Consider the following 23,323-nt stretch of genomic DNA (forward strand, 5'->3'; position numbering starts at 1 on the left):
CAATTGGATTTATTCATGACAAATGAAGTAACTGAAAAAAAACATATTATTCGTATCGCCACTCGTAAAAGTGCATTAGCACTGTGGCAAGCTGAGTTTGTAAAAGCACAACTTGAGCATTTTCACAATGACTTAACCGTTGAGCTTGTGCCTATGTCGACTCAAGGTGACATAATTTTAGATACACCATTGGCTAAGATTGGTGGTAAAGGCTTGTTTGTTAAAGAGCTAGAGCAAGCGATGCTAGATGGCCGTGCAGATATTGCTGTGCATTCAATGAAAGACGTACCTGTTGATTTTCCTGAAGGCTTAGTGCTGCATACGATTTGTGAGCGTGAAGACCCTCGCGATGCGTTTGTCTCTAATTTGTATGCCAATATTGATGAACTTCCACAAGGCGCTGTTGTGGGTACATCAAGTTTACGTCGTCAATGTCAAATTCGTGCACGTCGCCCTGATTTAGATATTAAAGACTTACGCGGTAACGTTAATACTCGCTTGGCAAAGCTAGATGACGGCCAATATGATGCCATAATCTTAGCTGCAGCAGGCTTAATTCGCCTTGAAATGCATGACCGAATTAAAGCATTTATAGAGCCTGAAATATCATTGCCTGCTAATGGGCAAGGCGCTGTAGGTATTGAATGCCGAGATGACGATGACGTAACGAAAGCTTTACTTGCGCCGCTTGAGCATAATGAAACACGCATTCGTGTAAATGCAGAGCGTGCTATGAACCGCCGCTTGGAAGGGGGATGCCAAGTTCCTATTGGTGCCTATGCACTTGTTGATGGTGAAAAGGTTCACCTTCGTGGTCTCGTGGGGGCCGTGGATGGCAGTGAGATTTTACGCGCTGATATTAGCGGCCAAGCCGTGGATGCGCAGATGCTAGGTACTCAATTAGCTGAGCAGTTGCTTAGTATGGGTGCTGATAAAATTTTAGCTGAAGTATACCGAGACGCATAAATGTCACATATCCTGATAACTCGACCACAAGGAAAAGGTATTGACCTTGCCAATCAACTTGAGCAAGCGGGTTATCAGGCGACTTTGTTTCCTGTTTTATCAATTGACTACCTTGAGCCAAATAGTGCGCAATTAACGCCGTTGTTAAATGCGGATAAAATTATTTTTATTTCTCAAGATGCAGTCAATGCATTACTGGCACTCAAACCTGATATTAATACCAAAGCACAGTTTTACGCAGTGGGTGAGCAAACAGCCGATGCCATTTGGCAAGCGTTTGGAGTGCGCGCTGCGGTGCCTAAAACTCATGATTCTGAGGGCTTATTAGCGCTTAGTTCATTGCAACAAGTTGCACAGCAAAATATCGTATTAGTGAAAGGTAAAAAAGGTCGGCCAACTATTGCAAATGCTCTCAAAGAACGAGATGCCTTTTTAAATAGCTTAGTGGTTTATCAACGTCAGCCTGTTAAAGGTGCACAGAGTGACTGGCTAGACCACTGGCAAAGTATTGATGTTGAAGGTATAGTTATTACAAGTAATGCGGCTGTTGATGCAATTTTTCATCAACTATCGTCAGCACAACTACAATGGTTAGAACACTGCCAGTTTTATGTTGCCAGTAAACGAATTGGTGAATATTTAAAGCAACATTTAAGTTCGGCAAACATACACATTGCTGCAGGCGCAAGCGATAGCGCGATGTTTACCTGCATCAGCCAAGGTAAAACTATGAGTGAAAATGCAAAGCCATCGGCCTCTGTTGAGGTGAAGCCAGCTGTTAAAGCGGCTCAAAAGTCAGCCTCTACTTCTGCTGAAAAACAAGAACCTGCCATGAATCAAAATAATAAAAGAAGTATTAGTAAAACGGGGGGTTTAGCGTTACTGATCTCCTTAATTGTCGCCTCTGGTGTGGGGTATCAGTTTTATCAGAAACTAAATACTAGTCAGCAAGAGAATGCAATTATTGAGCAGTTAAAGTCAAATAACGAGATCTTAAACGTTGAACTAGTGGCTGTAAAAAGTGCGCAACAAACATTGCAGCAAGCACTGTTTAACAGTGAAAACAAAGTGGCTGCGGCGCTTGAAAAAAATACAGCACAAACTCAACAGCAGTTAGAAACTGCTTTACAGCGTGCAGAGCAACAGGCATATAGCCTGAATCCTCAAGAAGTTACTAGCTTGCAGCGAATGGCTGAGTTTAAGCTGTGGGCTGAGAAAGATTATCAAGGGGCAGCTGCAGTGTTGTCTCGGTTAGATTCTTTGCTTGCGGAGCATCCAGGTACTGGTGCTATTCGCCAAGCTATTCATCAAGATTTACAAGCCCTTAGTAGTGTGCAAAGGGTACCTGTTGAAGCAATTTACTTAAAGTTGCACGGTCTTGTTGAGCAAGTTGAGAATCTGGAATTCAATGCGGTTTCTTTACCTCAAGAGGTGGTAAAAGAAGATCAACATGCATTGAGTGAAAATGTGAGCGATTGGCAGCAGAACTTAGCCAACTCATGGCATCAGTTTAAAGATAATTTTATTAAAATTCGTCAGCGTGAGGGGATGGCCATTGAGCCATTACTAACCGAACAAGAGCGCCATTTAATTCAGCAGCGTTTAAACTTGTATTTAACACAAGCACAAGATGCAGTTTTAACTAAGCAAGCAAGTGTTTATTTTACTGCACTTAGCCAAGCAAATGACTTAGTTAACGCGTACTTCAAGCTTGATCAGCCCCTAACAAAAAGTACCGTTAAGGCACTGGATGAGCTTAGTAAAGAAAGTTTGCAATTTAAACACGATATTGCATTAACAAGCACCGAGCAGGTCAAGGAGTGGGCAAAATGATCCGCTTAATATTGGTTATTTTAGCCATTGCTATATTGCTTGCTGTATCACCTATGCTAATTGGTGAAGTAGGTTACGTGTTAATTTCATTTAACCAAACAACGATTGAAGGCTCTATCGTTGCGTTTTGTGCCACCTTTATTGTCATCGCATTAGGGTTATATTTAGCCTATAAGCTGATTCGCTATGTTTGGTCATTATACAGTCGTACTCGTCATCGTTTTTTCGCGCGAAGCGAAGAACGCAAACAAGCGGCTATTGAACAAGGTGTATGGTGTTTAGTTAATGGTGATTACGAGCAGCTAGAGCTTGCGCTAGACAATAATAGCGTCACCGAATCTTGGCAGGATGTACGCTACGCCATGTTAGCCAAGGCCGCTTTACAAGAGAGTAACGCAGGCAAAGCTATTTCTTATTTAGATAAAATTAGTCCAGCCAATCAGCTTAAAGCAGCTAAATTATGGCTTGCCAGTGGCGACAGTAGTACTGTTACCGGTGAATTAAAAGAGTTAGCGGAGTCAAAGAAAGCCAGTGCATTAGAGCTTAAATTGTATGCTGAAGTGTTAGTTCAGCAACAAAAATGGTCTGTTCTTGAACAATTTATGCCTCGTTTATTGAGTAAAAAAGCACTCACAGAGACTCAGTGGCAGGTATTGTTTAGTGCTTATTTTAGTGCCCAATCAGAGATGGTTGATAAATATCAATCGCTTAGTAAAAGTTTGAAAGTGAAAGCGCACTTTGCCTATTTGTCAGCTATGGCAAGAGCGGGCCGTTTAAGTGAAATTGAACTAATATTATTAAAAATGCTGAAAAAGTCAGATGATCAGTATCAGTTGGCACAAATACTTAAAGTATCAGCACCAGGAGATGCCTTAAAGTTGCAAGCTAATTTGCAAGATGCATTGAAAAAAGATCCCGATAATCAACAGTTGCTGTTGGCATTAGCATGTTTAGCAAATGCGCACGGTGAGTATGATTTAGCTGCTCGAGTGTTTGATAAGGCGCTGGCCCCTGATAACCAGAAAGATTATTTAATACAAGCTCAACTCAGCTATAGTAAAAGTGCACAGCCTCAAAAGGCGCTTGATCTATACTTGTAACGTATCAATGGCAAAGGAGCGCCAGATTTTGAAGAACACATTTGTTTTAACCTTCAGTCTGGCTGCGGCTTACTTTTGTACCGGTTACCTCAGTAATTTTTTACTAGCCATTGATGGCTATGCTGTTGCTTCTTGGCCTCCCTCAGGTATTGCCTTAGCCGGTCTGTTATTGTTTGGTTATCGAGCAGCTTTGGGTGTATTTATTGGGGCGATATTGACCAATTTAATTCATCTTAATAGTGTTTCAGATATTCTCCAATGGCATGTTTTCTTACAAGCTATCAGTGTCTCTTTTGCTGCACTGTTACAAGCCTTAGTTGGGCGTTATTTTATTGTAAAAGTAATCCAAGCCCCGTTAGATTTATCATCGTTAAAACGCAGTGTTCAAAGCTTAATTGTCGCTGGGCCTGTTAGTTGTGTAATTGCAGCTGCAATTGGCACAAGTTTACTGATGATTAACCAGGTTATTCCTGCACATGCCGCCTTAAATAATTTTATAACTTGGTGGATTGGTGACAGTATTGGGGTATTAATATTTACACCTCTCTTACTTGCTGCTTTTAACTATGAAAGAGCGCGCCATCGATTACAAGTGATAGTGCCTGCGATTATCATATATGCTGTGATCAGCGTGAGTTTTTATGCCGCTGCCAGTTTAAAAAAAGACAAAGATATTCAAAAGGAAGAAGCCAAACTTGCTGAGGTGCAATCAGAAATTAACTACAAAATAAATGAAATTACTGGGCACTTAACTTTGTTATCAACGTTCTTTGCAAGTAGTAATGAAGTTGGTCCAGTCGAGTTTGAGCGCTTTACATCTAAGTTGCTAGAATTTAATAAGGAAATTCTCGCGTTTAAATGGGTTCAGTTAGTTGAAATTAATCAGGTTGAACAATTTGAAAAAACACTAGCAACCATCTCTCCTGCGGCTTTTATAAAAGAAAAGTCCCCTCAAATGTTTTGGCAAAAAGCGCTTACACGACCGACTTATTACCCCGTCCATTATGTTCAACCATTACATAATAATGAAGAGCTAATTGGGTTTGATATGGGATCGGATGAAACTAGAAGAGACGCGCTATTAATGTCAAAAGCATTAAATGAGCTTGTCATAACTAAACCAGTTCAGCATTCTCATTACGGGAATGTCGTTTTATTCTTTATACCTGTTTTTGGTGACCTAGATACGTTAAGTGATTACACAGGGCATGTTGTAGGTGTGGTCAGCTTAACTGAATTTGTTGGCCGATTACAATTTGACCATTATGAACAAGTGAGTGCGAACTTTTATGATGTGACTGATAGTAAAAAGAACATCATTTATGAAGACTCAGCAAATAAATTAAATATACTAAAAGAGTATCAACTGTTAATAGGTAAGCGCCTATGGCAGGTTGAGCTAGTGGCACCTAAGAACCAATCCTCATGGTTACCTTATTGGTTGGCGCAAATACTTGGGATGTTATTTGTGTGGTTGCTAATTACCTTTTTGATCTCGGTAACGGGCACTAATATCCATGTTAGAGAACAAGTAGCTAGACAGACCCGTATACTGCGAGAAGAAAAGCAAAAAGCTGATGAAGCAAGCCAAATAAAAAGTCAATTTTTAGCGAATATGAGCCATGAAGTCCGAACGCCAATTAATGGCATTAAGGGATTGCATTACTTGGCGTTGCAGCAAGATAACTGGGAACAAGCGAGACATTATATTGAGCAAGCGGATGGCGCGTTAAATGTACTATTACGAGTGTTAAATGATGTATTAGATTTCTCAAAAATGGAAGCGGGTAAGCTTGATTTAATGCAGGAGCCAATTTCCATCAACCAACTAATCGATGAAATATTCAACCTAGTTCAATTTGATGCCGGAGTTAAGTCCTTGGCTGTTAATTTACAGCTGGATAAAGATGCCGAATTAACGCTAAACACCGATCCTATTCGCTTGAAACAAGTATTACTAAATTTATTAAATAATGCGATTAAGTTTACTGCTTCTGGCACGATTACCATTAAAGTCTGGCAGCAAGCACAGAATACTTTTTTTAGCGTCAAAGATACTGGGATCGGAATTAGCCCAAGTGCTCAGCAGCAGTTATTTCAACCATTCGCACAAGCAGATAGCTCGACATCGCGAAAGTTTGGTGGCACAGGCCTTGGATTAAGTATCTGTAAAAAGTTAGTTGAGATGATGGGTGGCGAGATTTCACTGCATAGCGAGGAAGGTCGCGGTGCGAAATTTACATTCTCATTGCCGAACAACTCCCCTTTACCAAAAGCTGAGAATTTTCAGCCGATATATAATAATCTTGATGTTGGTAGCCTATCGTTTGCTGATACGAGAGTATTATTGGTTGAAGATAATCCTTTAAACCAGCATGTTGCATCCGCAATCCTTAAAACGAAAGGGTGCGAAATTGACATTGCAAATGATGGTTATGAAGCTATTGAAAAAGTGACACTGAGTAAATACGACTTAGTACTTATGGATATTCAAATGCCAAATATGGATGGGCTAGAGGCTACTCAAGTTATTCGCAACGAGTTAGGCATGACTGAGTTGCCTATTATTGGTTTATCAGCAAATGCGCATGATGAAGACATTAATAAAGCGTTGAATATGGGAATGGATGGGTATTTAACGAAACCAATAGAAGCGGACAAGTTGTTTAAAACGATTTGGCACTATATACCCAAACCACCTCAAGATGCATAATTCAGCGTTTCACAGGGGCTTAATATCAATGCCTTGCCTAAATCGCTTTTAATTCCAACTAAAACTGCCACCTTGAGGTGGTTTGGGTATATTACTCCCAGTGATGACAAATGACCTCTCTATTAGAAACAGAGTCAGCTAAACTTGAATTACCGATGTAAATGCGTATGATCCGCGCAAATTCAATAGACTGAGCACTAATTATGATAAATAAAAATCTTCCGTTGCTAGATATTCATCGCCATCTTGATGGCAATGTACGTGCGCAAACAATTTTAGAACTAGGGCGTCAGTTCAATATTGAATTACCTGCAGACAATATTGATGCGTTGACCCCACATGTTCAAGTGATCGATCCTGAACCAAACCTCATGGCTTTTTTACAAAAGCTTGACTGGGGAGTCACCGTGTTGGGCGATTACGATGCGTGTCGTCGTATCGCTATTGAAAATATTGAAGATGCTCAGGCTCAAGGCTTAGATTATGTAGAATTGCGCTTTAGTCCATATTACATGGCACAGAGTCAAGGCTTGCACCCTCAAGGTGTCGTAGAGGCTGTTGTAGATGGCATTAAAAGCGCCACCCAAACCAGTACTGTTAAAGCAAACCTTCTCGGAATTATGTCGCGTACTTATGGCACAAAAATTTGTCAGCAAGAACTTGATGCCTTATTGGCGTTTAAGAATGATTTAGTTGCTGTTGATTTAGCTGGTGATGAAATAGGTTTTCCGGGTGAGTTGTTTGTAGAGCATTTTAAACAAGTATCAAATGCGTATTTAGCTGCAACAATTCATGCTGGTGAAGCGCTTGGTGCCGAGAGTATTTGGCAAGCGATTAATCAGTTGGGTGCAAATCGAATAGGCCATGGTGTTAAAGCAATTGAAGATCCTAAGTTAATGGATTACTTGCGTGATAACCGTATTGGTATTGAGTCATGCTTAACCAGTAATATCCAAACAAGTACCGTTGCTAGCTTGGATATACACCCATTAAAACGCTTTTTAGATCATGGTATTTTGGCAAGCATTAATACAGATGATCCTGCAGTTGAGGGCATTGAAATCGAGCACGAATACAGTGTTGCAGCACCTGCAGCCGGTTTGACGCAAGCTGATATGGAAAAAGCCCAAGCAAACGCGTTACAAATCGCTTATTTAAGTGATGCTGACAGGCAGCAGCTAAAACAAGCTGCCGCTGCACGTTAATTAACAGCGGCTAGTAGGCGCGCTTTATTGCGTGCCTAATGTTCTTGGCAGCTAATATAATTATCATAGAGTGCTTTTAATATATCACTTCGGCCAATCATACCAATAACTGTGGTCCCATCTATAACAGGGTAGTTTTTTGGTTTACCAGGCTGCATTTGCTCTGCAAGCTCAATGATATTCATGTCGCCACTGACGGTGACAACATCAGTGCGCATTAACTGAGATACTTTAACTACACCATCACAAAAGTAGCTGTTTTGCATAAGTGGTTTTAATAGCTCCTGCTCAGAAATAAAGCCTACTAAACATTTATTGTCATCAAACACGGGGGCGCCTAGTAATTTAAACTTTTGCAGCTCAGAAATGGCGGTAGTCATTTCAGTAGTCGGGGTGATGTGTGGCAACTTATGTTGCATAAAATCTCTTACTTTTGTATTTAGCATTTGGGTCTCTCCCAATTATTAAGTTACATAAAGTATGGTTAAGGAATGGGGTTTTGTGAAATTGTTTATGCTGATTAGTGTGATAGGTTTAAACAATCAACTGTCGATTTTCACAGTGTTACTTTGATATTGGTAAGCTGTTATGACGTTGCTGGTGTGTAAGTATAAAAGCACCATGCGGTGCTTTTACGGTGTGCAATGACTACTTGATAAACGCAAATGCGTCGGCATACATGTTTTCGCGAATTGCACCGTGGGCAATAAAGTCATCACGTACGATACCTATCATATCAAAGCGACCAGCCATATAAATATCGTATGGTGCAAGCGAGGTGATATCTGCCATCACTGCTTTGTGCACAAATCCTGTGTGGCCGTTCCAGCTATCGCTAGGGTTTTCAACAACAGGAATAAACTTAAAGTTCTCTCGGCTATCAGCCCATGCTTGCATTTCTGTGTGGGCGTATAAAGCAGACTCTTCACGCACACCCCAGTAAAACAGCACAGGGCGCTCACAGCCGATTTCACTTAAATGATCAGCCATTGATTTAACGTAAGAAAAACCTGTGCCACCGGCAAGTAATATTATTGGGCGTTCACATTGTAGGCGTAGTTGTGAAACACCTAAGCCAGTTTCAATGGTGACTGTTGTATTGCTTTTATGTGCATCACGAAGGTGTTCAAGTGTTTGCATTGCATATGAGTCTGCGGCTGACGCACCTATATGTAGCTCTAGCTCATCACTTTGTGAAGGGCGGCTAGCAATTGAAAACGCACGTTTATCTTTTTCACCTAAAACGACTTGCAAGTATTGGCCAGCTTCAAAAGTAACGCTTTCAACTGGCTTTAAAACTACTTTGTTAACAAATTCAGTTAATGGGCTGATAGTAATAACTTCAGCGTGTAATGTTTGCATGTTTTACCTTAAATTAGCGGATATGCACTTTATTTGAGCAATAGTAGCATATCCGCACAGTGAGTTTACAGAGTTAGAGAATATCTAGGCTATCCCAAAGTTCATCAACGCGGTCTTTTGTTTCTTGATTCATCACAATCGGTTCACCCCATTCTCTATCGGTTTCGCCAGGCCATTTGTTTGTTGCATCCATGCCCATTTTTGAACCTAGACCGGAAACAGGTGAAGCAAAATCAAGATAATCAATCGGGGTGTTTTCAATGAGTGTTGTATCGCGAGCAGGGTCCATGCGTGTTGTAATAGCCCAGATAACGTCATTCCAATCGCGGGCGTTGACATCATCATCACAAACAATAACAAACTTGGTATACATAAATTGACGTAAGAAAGACCATACGCCCATCATGACTCGCTTAGCATGACCTGGGTATTGCTTTTTCATAGTCACAACAGCCATACGATACGAGCAACCCTCAGGTGGCAAATAAAAATCTACAATTTCAGGAAATTGCTTTTGTAAAATTGGGACAAACACTTCATTAAGCGCAACACCTAATATTGCAGGTTCGTCAGGCGGGCGTCCTGTAAAAGTACTGTGATAAATTGGATCTTTACGATGTGTCATATGCGTGACGGTCATCACAGGGAAATCATCAACTTCGTTGTAATAACCCGTGTGGTCACCATATGGCCCCTCAGGCGCGGTTTCACCTGGCATGATATAGCCTTCAAGCACGATTTCGGCGCTTGCAGGGACTTGTAAGTCATTAGATACTGATTTTACAACTTCAGTTTTACTACCACGTAGTAATCCAGCAAAAGCGTATTCGCTCAGAGTGTCAGGTACTGGGGTAACGGCGCCTAAGATAGTAGCCGGATCGGCCCCTAAAGCAACGGATACAGGGTAAGGTTGGCCTGGGTTTTCTTTACACCATTCTTGAAAATCAAGTGCGCCACCACGGTGCGATAGCCAGCGCATAATAATTTTGTTTTTACCTAATAACTGTTGGCGGTATATTCCTAAATTCTGACGTTTTTTATATGGTCCGCGGGTAACAGTTAATCCCCAAGTAATTAATGGGGCTGCATCACCTGGCCAGCAATGTTGAATAGGCAGTTTCGTCAAATCAACATCATCACCTTCAATAATTACTTGTTGGCATACTGCTTTTTTCACTTCTTTAGCAGGCATGTTTAATACTTGTTTAAACACAGGGATTTGACCAAGCGCTTCTTTTATTCCCTTAGGCGGTTCAGGCTCTTTTAGGAACGCTAAAAGTTTACCTACTTCACGAAGTTCGCTTACATCATTTTGACCCATTCCCATAGCAACGCGCTTTGGTGTGCCAAATAAATTAGCTAACACAGGAATGCTGTGCCCTTTTGGGTTCTCAAACAATAAAGCGGGGCCTTTTGCACGTAATGTACGATCTGCAATTTCGGTCATTTCTAAGTAGGGATCAATTTCTTGGTGGATACGTTTTAATTCACCTTGCTTTTCCAGTAAATCTATAAAATCTCGGAGATCTTTGTATTTCATAATTGGCCGCTTTAAGGTTAAAAATGTGCTTTGCATTATACCCAATAAAGTAGGTTAAGCGAATTATACTAACTCTCTCTAATAGCTTAATTTAAATGGTATTAGTTATTTTTACCAAACATTTAAGTTATCGGTTTCATTACATTTTTATGTGTATGGGCTATAGTTGATTTAGTTGTTTTTTGTGAGCTTTCAATTAATGGGTGGGTTTATCTTAAAAGTAATACTTAGGTTGTGGTTAGTATGTGCTTTTATGGTGCCATTGAGCAACGTGCGGGCAGAAAATCTATTAACGCATGTGATTGATGGTCAAATCTTTGCAGATCACAGTGCTGTAATGCTGGTTATTGAGCCTCGAACAGGTGATATTGTATTTGCTAATGAATCAGCGGCAGATTTTTATGGCTATAGTATTTCGCAACTACAAGCGATGAAAATTCAACAAATAAATATTTTTACCGAACAGCAGGTTGCACAAGAGCGACAAGCGGCATTAAATAAAGGGCAAAATTACTTTGTTTTTAAACACCAATTAGCCAGTGGTGAAACTCGCACAGTGAGTGTTTATTCGGCTCCATTTGAACTTGATAATAAACGCCTTTTGTTTTCTGTAATTCATGATATTTCTTCTCAGCGGGCCCTTGAAAAAGAACTCTGGCATTACCAAGAAAATCTCGAGGAGTTGGTTGCAAGCCAGACAAAAGAAATAGAAAAAAAGCGCACTTATCAATTTATTTTATCCGTAATCTCAATCGTTTTACTTATGGTCTTACTTGCTATTTTGACTGTGTTAGCAACACGCTTACGGTCCGCAAAACGGACAGCACAAAAAGACAGCGCTACATTAAAAGCTATTTTTAATGGTATTGATGACTTACTGATATTCACAGATACCGAGCACACCATATTAGATGCCAATACAATGGCAGCACAAAAGCTAAGTAATGAAGATGAACTTAAAGGGAAAAATATTTACACCTTTGTCGATAACGTCTCTGCTATTGGCCAGCTTGATAATGAATGTCAATTTAGTGGTACAAAAGGCACTTTTTGGGGGGAGGCGAATGTCACTGCCGTGATGGATGAGGCTGATCATAAAATTGGTGAGATTCACTTAATTAGAGATATTACTCAAAAGCTGAAAATACGCCAGCAACAACGTCTTGCCAGTACTGTATTTTCTACCACCAATGAAGGCATTTTGGTTTCTGATAGCTTAAATAAAATTCAAGCAATTAATAGCGCATTTACACAAATTACGGGTTACCAAGAAAGTGATGTGCTGGGCGAAACACCGGCAATCTTAAGTTCTGGCCGTCACAAGCCTTCGTTTTTTAAAGCGCTCTATGCGAACCTCAAGGAAAGTGGCCACTGGGAAGGTGAGGTATGGAATCGTCGCAAAGATGGCAGTATTTACCCATGTTGGCTAAATATCTCTGTTGTGTTTGATGAAGAAAAACAAATCGAGATGTATGTTGCTCTGTTTAACGATATTTCTTCGCGTAAAGAAAGCGAACAAGAAATGTGGTTGCAAATCAACTTTGATAATTTAACCGGGCTCGCCAATCGCTATTACTACAATAATAAACTTGATCAAGAGATGATCCGCGCAAGTACAGAAAAAACGCGCTTAGCGATTTGTTTTATCGACTTAGATCGCTTTAAAAATGTTAACGATACTTTAGGGCATAACAGTGGCGATGTGTTGTTGCTTGAGGCTGCAAATAGATTAAAAGCGTGTATGCACAGTACTGATTTAGTGGCACGTTTGGGAGGAGATGAGTTCGCTTTATTACTCTCGGGTAGAAATAATCTAGTTGATATTGAAAGGGTTGCGAAAAAGTCCCTGCAAGCATTGAGTTCTGCATTTAAAATAGGTGAGCATGAAGTTTTTGTTTCCGGCAGTATGGGGATCACTATTTATCCTGATGATGGCGTAGAACGAAAAATATTATTACGCAATGCAGATAGTGCAATGTACAAGGCAAAGGAGCAAGGTCGTAACTGCTTTGAGTTTTTTACCCGAGGAATGCATGAGCAAGCTACGGCTCGAAGTAGGGTTGAGAATGCGTTACATAAAGCGCTGTGTAATAATGAGTTTACTGTCTATTATCAGCCAATCATAAGTAATGACAGGAAAACTATTGGATGCGAAGCGTTACTAAGATGGCAAAATCCTGAACTCGGCAACGTATCTCCCGCCGAGTTTATTCCGATTTGTGAAGATTTAGGACTGATTGTTCCCATTGGTGAATGGGTATTAAGGGAAGCGTGTCGAGAAGCCGCGAAGTGGTGTAGTCAGTTTAACGGTCAGTTTTTTGTCACGGTGAACTTTTCCAGTGTACAGTTTGTCCGTCAAGATATCGCTAAGTTGGTCAGTGATGTATTGGAGGAATGTCAGTTATCAGCAGATTGCTTAACTTTAGAGATCACTGAAACTTTACTTGCTGAGAATAGCGCTAATATTCTACAGCAGTTGCAAGCGATTCGTAATTTAGGCGTCGGTTTAGCCATTGATGACTTTGGTACGGGCTATTCATCCTTGAGCTATTTGAAGCGCTTTCCATTAAGTAAGTTAAAAATAGATCGTGAGTTTATTAAAGATTTACCAGATGATAATGAAGATTGCGCGATGGTGAGTGCTATTATCTCTATGGCAAGTAACTTACACTTAGAAGTCGTTGCTGAAGGTGTTGAGACTGAGGAACAGCGGGTATATTTATCGGCATTGAATTGTGATTATATTCAGGGCTTTTTATACAGTAAACCGCTCCCTATGAACGAGTTTGATAACTACTTAAAAAACCTGAACCCTGGAGGCTAGTAAATGTATTTGTGATTTAATATCAATACATTAGTGTATATATTAACCAGAGTTCAGGCTAAAAATATTTATTGAGCAGTAACCACCTATTGTTTTGTACATAGAAATTAAATATATGTGCACTACTTTTCATGCTAAAACTTGAAACGCTCAACAGCACTTGTTAAAGAGTGTGCTAATTGATTTACATCTTCACTTTGAGTTGCTAAAGAGCCTGCATGGTCAGCATTGCTCTGTGCTTGATCTGTCACCGTGGTCATGATGTGTTTTATTTCATTACTATTATTAAGCTGGTTATGTGAAGAGTCTGCAATTTGCTGACTCATTTGGTTAACTGTCACTAAAGTGCTTTTTATTTTATCGACGGCCTGCTTTAACTCACTGCTATTAGTTACACACTCAGCAGCTTGTTGCTGTCCGTCATTAATCTCACTCTGTGCCGTATTTGCTTGTTGTTGCAATGTTTGAATCATTGTATGAATTTCATTTGTTGAGCTTTGCGTGCGTGCTGCCAAAGAACGGACTTCATCGGCGACAACAGCAAATCCTCGCCCATTTTCCCCCGCACGCGCGGCCTCTATAGCAGCATTTAATGCAAGTAAGTTAGTTTGTTCTGCGATGCTACTAATGGTATCGACAATTGCGCCTATCAGCTGTGTGTGTTGTGTTAGTTCTTCAGTACTGCTTACAGCTTGATCTAAACGCGCCAATAGTGCTTGTATTCGCTGGCTGTTTCTATCAGCAATTTGATTTACATCGTTAGAAAGTTGCGATGCATTGGCTATTTCATCTGACGTGCTTTGGGCTTGCCCATTTACGGTTTGTGAATTATTTAGCATTGTTTGTGCAACCGATGTGGCTTGTGCAATTCGTTCAAGTTGTTGTGCTGCTGCAACAGTCATTTGTTGACCTTGTGCACTTGTTTGAATGGCAGACTGATCAAGTATGTGAGCGTTGTCACTAATATCTGAAAGTAACTTGCCTAAGTCATCGCTGAGCTTGTTTATATTAGACAATAGAGTGCCAAACTCATCATCACTTCGAGGGTGTGTACGTTTGGATAAATCGCCCGAAGCTATTCTGGCCAGTGCTTTGTTGACTGCATTTAAGGGTTTAAGCATCGCGCGGGTTGTAAGCACTGATATTAGGGCGGCAAATGAAAGCAAAATAATACTAATAATAATCGCCAATGAAGAGCCTGTACTAATTGTTGACTGAGCGCTTTTTTGTAGTGAAGTAAATCGTTCGTCAGCTAATTGATTTAGTTCGATAATGAGTTTTTCAGTTTCTTGGAATTGCTGCTGAAAACTATTAAATGCATTCTCAGCGTCTTGACGGCTCATCAAGATAGTTTTTTGTGGTTGGTAAATCGCGGCAAGCTTCTCATTTACTTTATTCATTTTCTCAGTTAAAACCGAAAAATCAGCAGCACCGTTTAGCTCGCTTGCTTGTCGTTGCAAGTAGTTAAAGTTTGATTGAACATTATCGAGTAGAAAATTGGCATCTTGTTGATGCTCATCCAGTGTTGCTAATGAGCTGATGTGCTTAATACTTTTCAAATTATTACTTAAGGTAAACAATAAATCGTCAATACGCGTTGCTGTACCTACCATAGCATCAAGGATAGGTTGTTGTTCCCGAGTAACCTGTAGTAGTTCTAAATCCAGTAAATCATTACTTAACGCTGTTATTTCTTCTATGTATTGCGTGCTTTGTGAGGCTAGTTTTGATATCGCATTCAAACCACTTTGTTTGGCGTTAAACATGGCTGTGTTAGTTGTGATTAAGCGCTGGAATTCATCATCAATTTGAACAAGTAGTGACTGCATTTTGGGTTGATCTTGTAGTTGCAACTCAAGAATAGCAAGCTTGTCGTTAAACAACTTTTGTTCATCACTAGTTTGTTTTTGTTCGTGACGCAATTTTGCAATTTTGCTTTGGCTAAACGCCACAGCATTGAATTTTGTGATTGATAAAAGCGAAAGTTGTAATGCGTTACTCTGTTGTTGGACAGGAACAGCCAGTGTTTCAATGTCTGAATTGGCAACACTAATTTTGCCGAGTGACCAGTAAAAAAAGCCACTACTTAATAGCATTAGTACACCAATTGCGGTGAAGGCAAATATTACTTTGTATTTAATAGCAATTGACTGCATAACTAACTCATTTCAACAGATTTAATCATTAGTGTAGCAGTGTTTTCTTAAAAAATAAGATTACCAATAAAAGACATTACTTGAGATTACAGTGAACCTTATTCCCATCAATAATTAACACGGCTTCATTTGCTTTTGTCCAAAACAAGACTTCCTCACTATTAAGTTTGACGCCCGATGCACTGCGCTGCCTAGTTAGTTGGTAGCGTTTATTAATATAGTGAAGAGTTGCACTTTCAGCATCGTGGCTAATGATAGTCGCCATTTTTTGATTGTCGCAGGAGTAAACATTTGTGTGTGCTTTTTCAGAGCAAGCGCTTATGGTAAGTAAACTAAAGGTAAATAAAATCACTTTATACATAGAGGATTCGCCAGTTAATTAGAAACCGCTATAGGGTAGCAAATGAAAATTAACCGCTGGTGAAAGTAGATGTTTAAGCTGTGTTGAAGTTAAATTTTTTGCGCGTAAGGGTCTCACACAACAACAAGCCCTAAATACAGAGTTAGTGTTGAGCTTGAATTGTCCGTTGCGTGGGCGATTGCTAAGAGGTTCTTATTTAATAATGTAAAATTAGTTTATCCAAGGTTACTGATTAGTGCTTAACGTACAAAGAGAGCTATACACAAAACAGTTGTGATCACCTAAGTGAGGTTATGGTATTTCACAAGAGCTATGAGTATTACAGGCACGTAATAGTGTTATGTCTCACATGTGTAAAAGCGGCATAAGTCTTTTAGTTCTATTTTTGCTTTTCGGTTACCTTGAGCTGCAGCTTGCTGAAACCAGTAAATAGCTTTATTTATATCTTTGCTGGTACCTTGTCCGTCTTGGTACATTTGTGCCAAATTTAGTTGGCCCCACTGAGAACCCTCTTCAGCGGCTAACAAAAAGCTCTTAAATGCATCTTCGAATAAATCATCCTTATAATAATTAATCCCTTGTTGGTTATGCTCATTGAGCTTAACCCCTTCATAAAGCGGTTTTGGTCTTGGGGGAAACATTACAAAGCCACCATATAAACTATAAGCATGGGGGCGAAGCACATTATAAATAACGCCTTCATCGACCATGCGTTGAATCTCAGTACGCGGTAACGTTATCGTTTTGGAGGAAAAGTAATCTCTTTGTACAAGTAAACTCGTACGCATTGCCATTGTGATACCGCGATCATGCTTATAACGGTAGTTACTAATTTGAAAGGTAATGTATTTATCATCAAACTCAAGTATTTGAGCGATCTTTAAATTTTCTGGGCGCAGGGGTTCTTGGGCAAACTTATCTGCTTTTACTAAATAAGTATCATATGCTTGTGGAGCATTAATGATCGCTTGTTGTTGTACTGCTTGAGCATGAAAATGAGCATAAAAGTACAGTAAGGATAAAACGATTACTATCGAGCCTATAAAGTATTTCACTAATGATAGAAGTTCAAACAGTGGTAGCTTTGTTAATGAGACAGGTTCACTGTGCTTACATTCGTTGCAGTGGAAATGATATTGCCAAGCTAATGGGATGATAGGCACAATTGCAAAACGCAAAAAGCGGCTGTTATTTTTTAATTGGTAGTCGTTGCTTTTACAATGAGGGCAGGTCGTGGTTTGACTGAATGACGATACTGAGTCACAGGTATTAAAAAGTAGCATATACGCCCTCCTAGCTTTTTTATTAAATTAAAACAAACAAGGGCGTATGCAAAGTACAAAACTGTAAGAAAGTATGTTTACTTAACTTATTTTTTTACAGGCTTTGGTTTGATTGTGGTTTTGGCATCAGCAGCCATAAACGCAAATACTGCGTAAGCGGCAGTATTTTGTTTAAGCTTTTCCGGATCGATTTTATCTAAAGTATCATCTGCTGTGTGGTGATAATCAAAGTAATCAGTACCATCTTGATGAAGGTCAAAAATAGCTGCGCCGTCTGTATTTCTAAGCGGTATGAGATCTGGGCCTCCGCGTGCACCGTTCTTTGCAATGTATTCTACATTAAGTGCTGAAAGTTCTTTCGCTATTGCACGTACCACAGGTAATGACTCTGCTGATACGTTAGACTCAAAACCATACACTACATCAGCACCAAAATCAGATTCTGCAGCTGCTACAATGTTTTTAAGCTCATTAGCATGTTGCTTAAAGTAGGCTTTAGCACCCCATAACCCTAGCTCTTCAGCAGCAAATAACACTACGCGAATACTGCGTTTAGGTCGTTTAATTTCGCTAATATGTTTAGCTGCGGCCATTGTTAGCGCCACACCTGCACCATCATCGAGTGCGCCTGTGCCTAAATCCCATGAGTCTAAATGACCACCAATCAACACATATTGCTCAGGGTTGTGTGTACCATTAAATTGACCAATGACATTATAGCCAGTGCCTTGACCACGATCTTCTGTTTGTACATTGATATTAACAGTGACATTTTTATCAAGCGCAATAAGACGAGCAATTTGATCGGCATCAGGGTTAGCGATAGTGACATTTGGTATCTTAGTCACTCCCTCTTTATAATGGCTACCACCTGTATGAGCAAAACGGTGTTCTGCAGTACTAACAGAGCGCATCATATAGCCAATCGCGCCTTTTTTCGCAGCTTCTACAGAACCTGTAGAGCGTGCACGAACAGCCGGGCCGTACCCGTTACCATCAATATGGCGATTCATACGGTAATTAATGTAGGCAATTTTACCTTTTAGGCTATTTTTAGGTGCTGCTATTAGTTCATCAAGGGTTTCAAATAATACCACTTCGCCTGTAATCCCCTCTTTAGGAGTACTGACGCTATGGCCCAGTGCAGTTAAGTGCAAAGGTTGCTCACTAGGCGTTAAGATTTTGCCACTTTCGCTAAAACGACGCCATTCAGGAAATGTAGCCTTTTCAAGCCATACCTTATCAAAGCCTAGCGCTTTAAATTTAGCCTGCGCCCAAGCTACGGCTTTTTTATCGTTTTCAGTGCCAGGTAAACGCGGACCCACTTCTGTAGTAAGTGATTCTAATAATTGATAACTTAAGTCACTATTGCTGGCGTTGGTTCTAAGCTCTACAACTTGTTTTAATTGCTCAGAGGTAAATTCAGGCTCTGCAGCGCTGGCAAAAAAACTACTGGTAAGCAGTAATCCTGTGATGATCTTTTTCATGAGTGACCTTGGCTTGTTAGAAATTAGCGGCTATTTAACCATTAATTAGGGGGCAGTAAAAATAAAAATGAGATAAAAAAGCCTGCACAATAAAGTGCAGGCTTTGGATGGTATTCAATAAAGTAGGATCAGAAGTTAAATTGTGCTGCTAAACGTACATTGGTACCTTCACCGATGGTGACGTTATTAGTACCACCGCCGGCAAGGTAGTTAGTATCAAATAAGTTTTCAACGTTCAGGCGTAAGTTAATATCTGTATTGCTCATAATAAACTTATAAGTTGCCCCCACATCAACGCGGGTATACGCATCTTTTGTGATGGTATTGTCACTATCGGCAAAACGCTCACCTTCATAGAATGCGCCGGCGTTAAAGGCAAATGCATCGTTTAACTCGTAGCGTGTCCAAAGTGATGCCGACCATTTTGGCGTATCAGTTGGGCGCTTACCTTGTAATTTTTCGTCACGTTCATAGTTCGCATCTAAATACATGGTTGATGCCATGACAAATAAACGGTCAGTAGCCGCGCCTTGTGCTGCTAGCTCAAAACCTTTATGACGTTGCTCACCTACTTGAGTGGTGATTGTTTCAATATCACCCATTGGATTGTCTAAATCTTCGGTTACAAGTGAACCGGTTTTGCTAATATCAAATAAAGAGCCACTGAGCATTAAGCGGTCATCAAATAACTGCCATTTAACGCCAATTTCTTTTTGTTCAGAGGTGACGGCATCCAATTTCATGCCGTTATTAATATCGCTTTCATTGATTAATGTTTCACTGCCTTGTGGTTCAAAGCCTTCAGAGTAGCTACCATAAATTGTGGCTGATGCATTTGGGTGATAGAGTAGGCCAAATTTAGGCAAGAATGACTCATTATCTGCACCTTCTTTATTTTGTTTATCGTAGCGCCCGCCAACTGACACTTGCCACTCTGGAGAAAAAGTAATTAAGTCTTGCACATAGACGCCGTAATAGTCGTACTCAGAGGTATATAAGGTGTCGTCAGTTTTATAACTAATATCGGGGCGGCTTGGCTCTACTTGCTCTGCTGAATAAAAAATAGAGTCACCTGAGGTGCGTAATTGACCATAGTAATAATCAAGCGAATTAGCGCCTACTAAAAACTGATGGTGAATACCGGCTGTTTCGAACTCGCCAATAAAATCTACAAATGCGGTGGTAAATTGCCAATCATCAAAGCGGTCATAAGGACGTGACTCATAGCTATCACCTTCGGCAAAATCACTTGGCTTACGCGGGGCAGACTCAAAACGCTGGCGCTCAAATGTTTGCTCGTTATAACCTAAGTTTACTTGCCAGTTATCCGATAAGAACACTTTGAAGTCGATGCCTAAATTTTCTACTGTGATATCAGTAAATGCCCAAGATATGTCGCGAATGGTTTTATCATCGCCAATTACATTAGCATTGTCATCAATCCATGCGCCAGTGTCTAGGCCTGCTTCGTCATCGGTACGATCATAATGTACACGTACTAAAGCATTATCACTGATATCATAATCCACCACTAGAGCACCTAAAAAACGATCGCGTTCACGGTTTTCGCCATTTTGATATTCGCGCCAGTAATCAACGTCTTGCTTTACTAAAATACCACGAACACGCAAGTCTTCGGCTTCTGTTAGCGCGCCACCTGCATCAACCATAAAACGGGTTGAGCCATGTTGGTCTACATCTGCACTGGCATTGAATAGTGTTTGTGCTGTTGGCTTTTTAGTCACCATGTTAACTAAACCACCTGGACCTGACTGCCCATATAAAATGCTTGATGGTCCTTTGATAACTTCAACCTGCTGCAAGATTTCGATAGGTTGTTGGTAATGTGACCAGTGTTGGTGGCCGTCACGTAAATACCCGGTAGATGAACTTAGTTGAAAACCACGTAAATTAAATACTTCGCGATTACGTTGCTTTGAGCCTGCTGTTAAACTTGCGTCATTGGTTAGTACTTCACCTAACGTGGTGGCTAGCTGCTCATTAACTATGGTGTCAGTAATAACGGTAACGGATTGCGCAGTATCAAGCAGTGATGCAGAGGTGCGCATTGCACCTGTTGCATTGTCTACTTTATAGTCATTAAAGTAACTGCCTTTAACTTCTATGCGTTCTAAGTCTTCGTTTTTTTGTGCGGCTTGAGCAGAGGTGATTGTTGCTATTAGAGCAAGATACAGCGGACTAAATTTCATTATTTGCTTCCAGGCTATTTAATATTTTATAGGTCGTATTAATAGTATTGATGCGGATGTTAATGAAAATGAATGTTATTTGCAATTATTATTTCGAAACTTGTTTTAATCTGTCTGCTAGATGGTGGCTGATTAGTTATTCTGCTATTATGCAGGTTATTAAAATTGAGGTGCAGACCTCTTGAGCTTGTTTATTTTTCTCTGGGATTCAATGTGACCACAACTGCTTTTTCATCACTATCTTTACCTTCTGAACTTGTTGATAACTTATCAACGCTTGGTTATAGCCAAATGACACCTGTACAGGCACAAAGCTTACCGCCTGTTCTTGATGGGAAAGATATTATTGCCCAAGCTAAAACAGGTTCGGGAAAAACGGCTGCATTTAGTTTGGGTGTGCTAGCTAAGCTAAACGTAAAGCGCTTTCGTATTCAGTCTTTGGTACTTTGCCCAACAAGAGAACTTGCTGAGCAAGTGGCTGTTGAGATGCGCAAACTCGCCCGAGGTATTCATAACATTAAAATACTTACATTGTGTGGTGGTGTTTCAATTGGTCCGCAAATCGGCTCGCTTGAACATGGTGCACACATTATTGTTGGTACACCTGGTCGTGTGGATGACCATATTCGTAAGGGAACTTTACGTTTAGACGATGTAGAAACTTTAGTGCTGGATGAAGCCGATCAAATGCTCGACATGGGCTTTCAAGATACGTTAGATGCAATTATCGATTGCATCCCACAACAGCGCCAAACACTGTTGTTTAGTGCGACTTTCCCGCGTGCAATTGAAGCGGTTGCAAAGCGTGTACTAACTAACCCGGTGATGGTTAAAGTCGAAGAAGAGCAAGAAAAAAGCACCATAAAACAGTATTTCTACAAGATGGATAATAACAAGCAGCGCTTTAATACCTTGAAGTTGTTGTTGTTAAAGTTTCAACCAACAAGCTGTGTGGTGTTTTGTAATACTAAGGTTGAAACACAGCAAGTGTGTGATGATCTAGCCGCTGAAGGTTTTAGTGCCGTGGCTTTACATGGCGACCTGGAGCAGCGCGATCGTGAACGAACACTCATTCACTTTGCTAATAAAAGTGCCTCTATTTTAGTGGCAACGGATGTAGCCGCTCGTGGTCTGGATATTGATGATATGGATATGGTTATCAACTATCATTTAGCGCATGACCCGCAAACACATGTTCACCGTATTGGTCGAACTGGCCGTGCGGGGAAAAAAGGCATTGCTTGTTCAATCTATGGTGATGCTGAGCAGTTCAAAGTGGCGCAAATTGGCGACCATTACGAATGTGATTTTTTGCCGGAACAGCTACCACCATTTAGCTTGCTAGAAAAACCACCGTATAAACCAGAAATGGCCACACTAATGATTGACTCAGGTAAAAAGCAAAAAGTGCGTGCCGGTGATATTTTAGGTGCGTTAACAGGTAAAGAAGGTATTGCAGGCCGCCAAGTGGGTAAAATTAACGTGCTTGATAACGTGGCATTTGTTGCGGTTGAACGCAATTGTGCAAAACCAGCATTACGTAAATTAACCGAAGGTAACATTAAAGGGCGTAAAATCCGCGCTCGTCGACTCACTCGTTAATTACTTATTTATCTATTTGAGCAGCTAGCCTTAAGCTGCTCATATTCTTCTCGAATACGTTTAAATACCTCTTCATCTTCTGAGGATTTATCTGGGTGATATTGAAACGCTAATTGTCGCCACCGCTTTTGTATCATTTTCAAGCTTGCTTGCTCATCCAGTTGCCATTGTGCAAGAATTGCGTTGCGTTGGCATATGTTTATTTCGGGCTTTACTGGCGCTGAGGCTTCAAAGTTTTGCCAAAATTGATTTAATAAAGCATCCACTTCATCTGCAGACGTATCATAGTTTTGCCAATCTAAGTAATAGTCTCTTAAGGGATCCGCCTGGGTAACTGTGTTTTCAATGGATGTGTCTTCTAATTCAATATGCAAACTTGCAATTGATAAAGTTTGGGCAGGAGCAAGTTGCTGCTGTAATTGAAACAGTGCGTTCATTATTAAAAAGTTGCGTTTAAATAAATCACGAGAAGGCTCCTCATCTAATGCGGTTATTATGCCGCATTCTGATAGCTCTAGCGCTAAAGTGTGAACCTTCCATACCTGCTTTGTTAACAGTCGTTCAAAAATCTCATCTATAAGTGGGTTAAGCATTGTTTGAACTCTAGGTAATAGTGTATCTTGATAAAATAATTATATACACATGCTACTTGAGTTGTCAGTTAGCTTTCAAGTGAAGCAT

General features: G+C 40.3%; 16 protein-coding genes. 7 read left to right on the forward strand and 9 right to left on the reverse strand.

The window, feature by feature from the left end; all coding sequences use genetic code 11:
* Positions 1 to 15 precede the first annotated feature (15 nt).
* The 5 genes from hemC to add all read left to right on the forward strand — a co-directional run bounded on the left by hemC (position 16) and on the right by add (position 7,817).
* A complete protein-coding gene (gene hemC, locus CSC79_RS07710) occupies positions 16 to 966 on the forward strand; it encodes a hydroxymethylbilane synthase (protein WP_099295254.1) in 951 nt (316 codons plus the stop codon).
* Complete coding sequence (locus tag CSC79_RS07715; protein WP_099295255.1) at positions 967 to 2,799, forward strand: uroporphyrinogen-III synthase; 1,833 nt, start codon at positions 967 to 969, stop codon at positions 2,797 to 2,799.
* Positions 2,796 to 3,899: a heme biosynthesis HemY N-terminal domain-containing protein gene (locus tag CSC79_RS07720; RefSeq protein WP_099295256.1), complete on the forward strand. Its 1,104-nt coding sequence runs from the start codon at positions 2,796 to 2,798 to the stop codon at positions 3,897 to 3,899. Before CSC79_RS07715 ends, CSC79_RS07720 begins: the two co-directional genes overlap by 4 nt.
* Before the next feature lie 28 nt (positions 3,900 to 3,927).
* Positions 3,928 to 6,612 (forward strand): ATP-binding protein, encoded by a 2,685-nt coding sequence (locus CSC79_RS07725; protein WP_099295280.1) that lies wholly within the window; start codon positions 3,928 to 3,930, stop codon positions 6,610 to 6,612.
* Between the two features lie 203 nt (positions 6,613 to 6,815).
* On the forward strand, positions 6,816 to 7,817 hold the full coding sequence (add, locus tag CSC79_RS07730) for an adenosine deaminase (RefSeq protein WP_099295257.1): 1,002 nt from the start codon (positions 6,816 to 6,818) through the stop codon (positions 7,815 to 7,817).
* Between the two features lie 35 nt (positions 7,818 to 7,852).
* On the opposite strand, the gene CSC79_RS07735 is transcribed toward add, so the two are convergent.
* The 3 genes from CSC79_RS07735 to ubiD form a co-directional block, all read right to left on the reverse strand.
* Positions 7,853 to 8,263 carry a CBS domain-containing protein gene (locus CSC79_RS07735; protein ID WP_099295258.1) on the reverse strand — a complete coding sequence of 137 codons (411 nt, stop codon included), beginning with the start codon at positions 8,261 to 8,263 and terminating at the stop codon, positions 7,853 to 7,855.
* Between the two features lie 202 nt (positions 8,264 to 8,465).
* Positions 8,466 to 9,179, reverse strand: coding sequence for an NAD(P)H-flavin reductase (gene fre, locus CSC79_RS07740; RefSeq protein WP_099295259.1), 714 nt, complete (start codon positions 9,177 to 9,179; stop codon positions 8,466 to 8,468).
* A 73-nt stretch (positions 9,180 to 9,252) separates the two neighbouring features.
* Positions 9,253 to 10,719: a 4-hydroxy-3-polyprenylbenzoate decarboxylase gene (gene ubiD, locus CSC79_RS07745; protein ID WP_099295260.1), complete on the reverse strand. Its 1,467-nt coding sequence runs from the start codon at positions 10,717 to 10,719 to the stop codon at positions 9,253 to 9,255.
* A gap of 184 nt (positions 10,720 to 10,903) precedes the next feature.
* Between ubiD and CSC79_RS07750 the strand changes: the two genes are divergently transcribed.
* Complete coding sequence (locus CSC79_RS07750; protein WP_237113987.1) at positions 10,904 to 13,543, forward strand: EAL domain-containing protein; 2,640 nt, start codon at positions 10,904 to 10,906, stop codon at positions 13,541 to 13,543.
* Positions 13,544 to 13,677: 134 nt separating this feature from the next.
* Here CSC79_RS07750 and CSC79_RS07755 read toward each other — a convergent pair whose 3' ends face one another.
* From CSC79_RS07755 to CSC79_RS07775, 5 genes are all read right to left on the reverse strand, one after another.
* Entirely contained in the window at positions 13,678 to 15,699 is a 2,022-nt protein-coding gene (locus CSC79_RS07755) for a methyl-accepting chemotaxis protein (RefSeq protein ID WP_099295262.1), read from the reverse strand.
* 76 nt (positions 15,700 to 15,775) lie between these two features.
* Positions 15,776 to 16,060 carry an MliC family protein gene (locus CSC79_RS07760; protein WP_099295263.1) on the reverse strand — a complete coding sequence of 95 codons (285 nt, stop codon included), beginning with the start codon at positions 16,058 to 16,060 and terminating at the stop codon, positions 15,776 to 15,778.
* A gap of 338 nt (positions 16,061 to 16,398) precedes the next feature.
* Entirely contained in the window at positions 16,399 to 17,343 is a 945-nt protein-coding gene (locus tag CSC79_RS07765; RefSeq protein ID WP_099295264.1) for a tetratricopeptide repeat protein, read from the reverse strand.
* 86 nt (positions 17,344 to 17,429) lie between these two features.
* On the reverse strand, positions 17,430 to 18,830 hold the full coding sequence (locus CSC79_RS07770; protein ID WP_099295265.1) for a M20/M25/M40 family metallo-hydrolase: 1,401 nt from the start codon (positions 18,828 to 18,830) through the stop codon (positions 17,430 to 17,432).
* Positions 18,831 to 18,958: 128 nt separating this feature from the next.
* Positions 18,959 to 21,040 (reverse strand): TonB-dependent siderophore receptor, encoded by a 2,082-nt coding sequence (locus CSC79_RS07775; RefSeq protein ID WP_099295266.1) that lies wholly within the window; start codon positions 21,038 to 21,040, stop codon positions 18,959 to 18,961.
* Positions 21,041 to 21,253: 213 nt separating this feature from the next.
* On the opposite strand from CSC79_RS07775, the gene dbpA reads away from it, so the two are divergent.
* The gene (gene dbpA / locus CSC79_RS07780; protein ID WP_099295267.1) at positions 21,254 to 22,642 is read left to right on the forward strand and encodes an ATP-dependent RNA helicase DbpA; all 1,389 of its coding nucleotides are present in this window, start codon (positions 21,254 to 21,256) and stop codon (positions 22,640 to 22,642) included.
* An 8-nt stretch (positions 22,643 to 22,650) separates the two neighbouring features.
* On the opposite strand, the gene CSC79_RS07785 is transcribed toward dbpA, so the two are convergent.
* Positions 22,651 to 23,235, reverse strand: coding sequence for a DNA-J related domain-containing protein (locus tag CSC79_RS07785; protein ID WP_099295268.1), 585 nt, complete (start codon positions 23,233 to 23,235; stop codon positions 22,651 to 22,653).
* Positions 23,236 to 23,323 lie beyond the last annotated feature (88 nt).

The organism is Pseudoalteromonas sp. 3D05 (assembly GCF_002723455.1).
Lineage (GTDB): Bacteria > Pseudomonadota > Gammaproteobacteria > Enterobacterales > Alteromonadaceae > Pseudoalteromonas.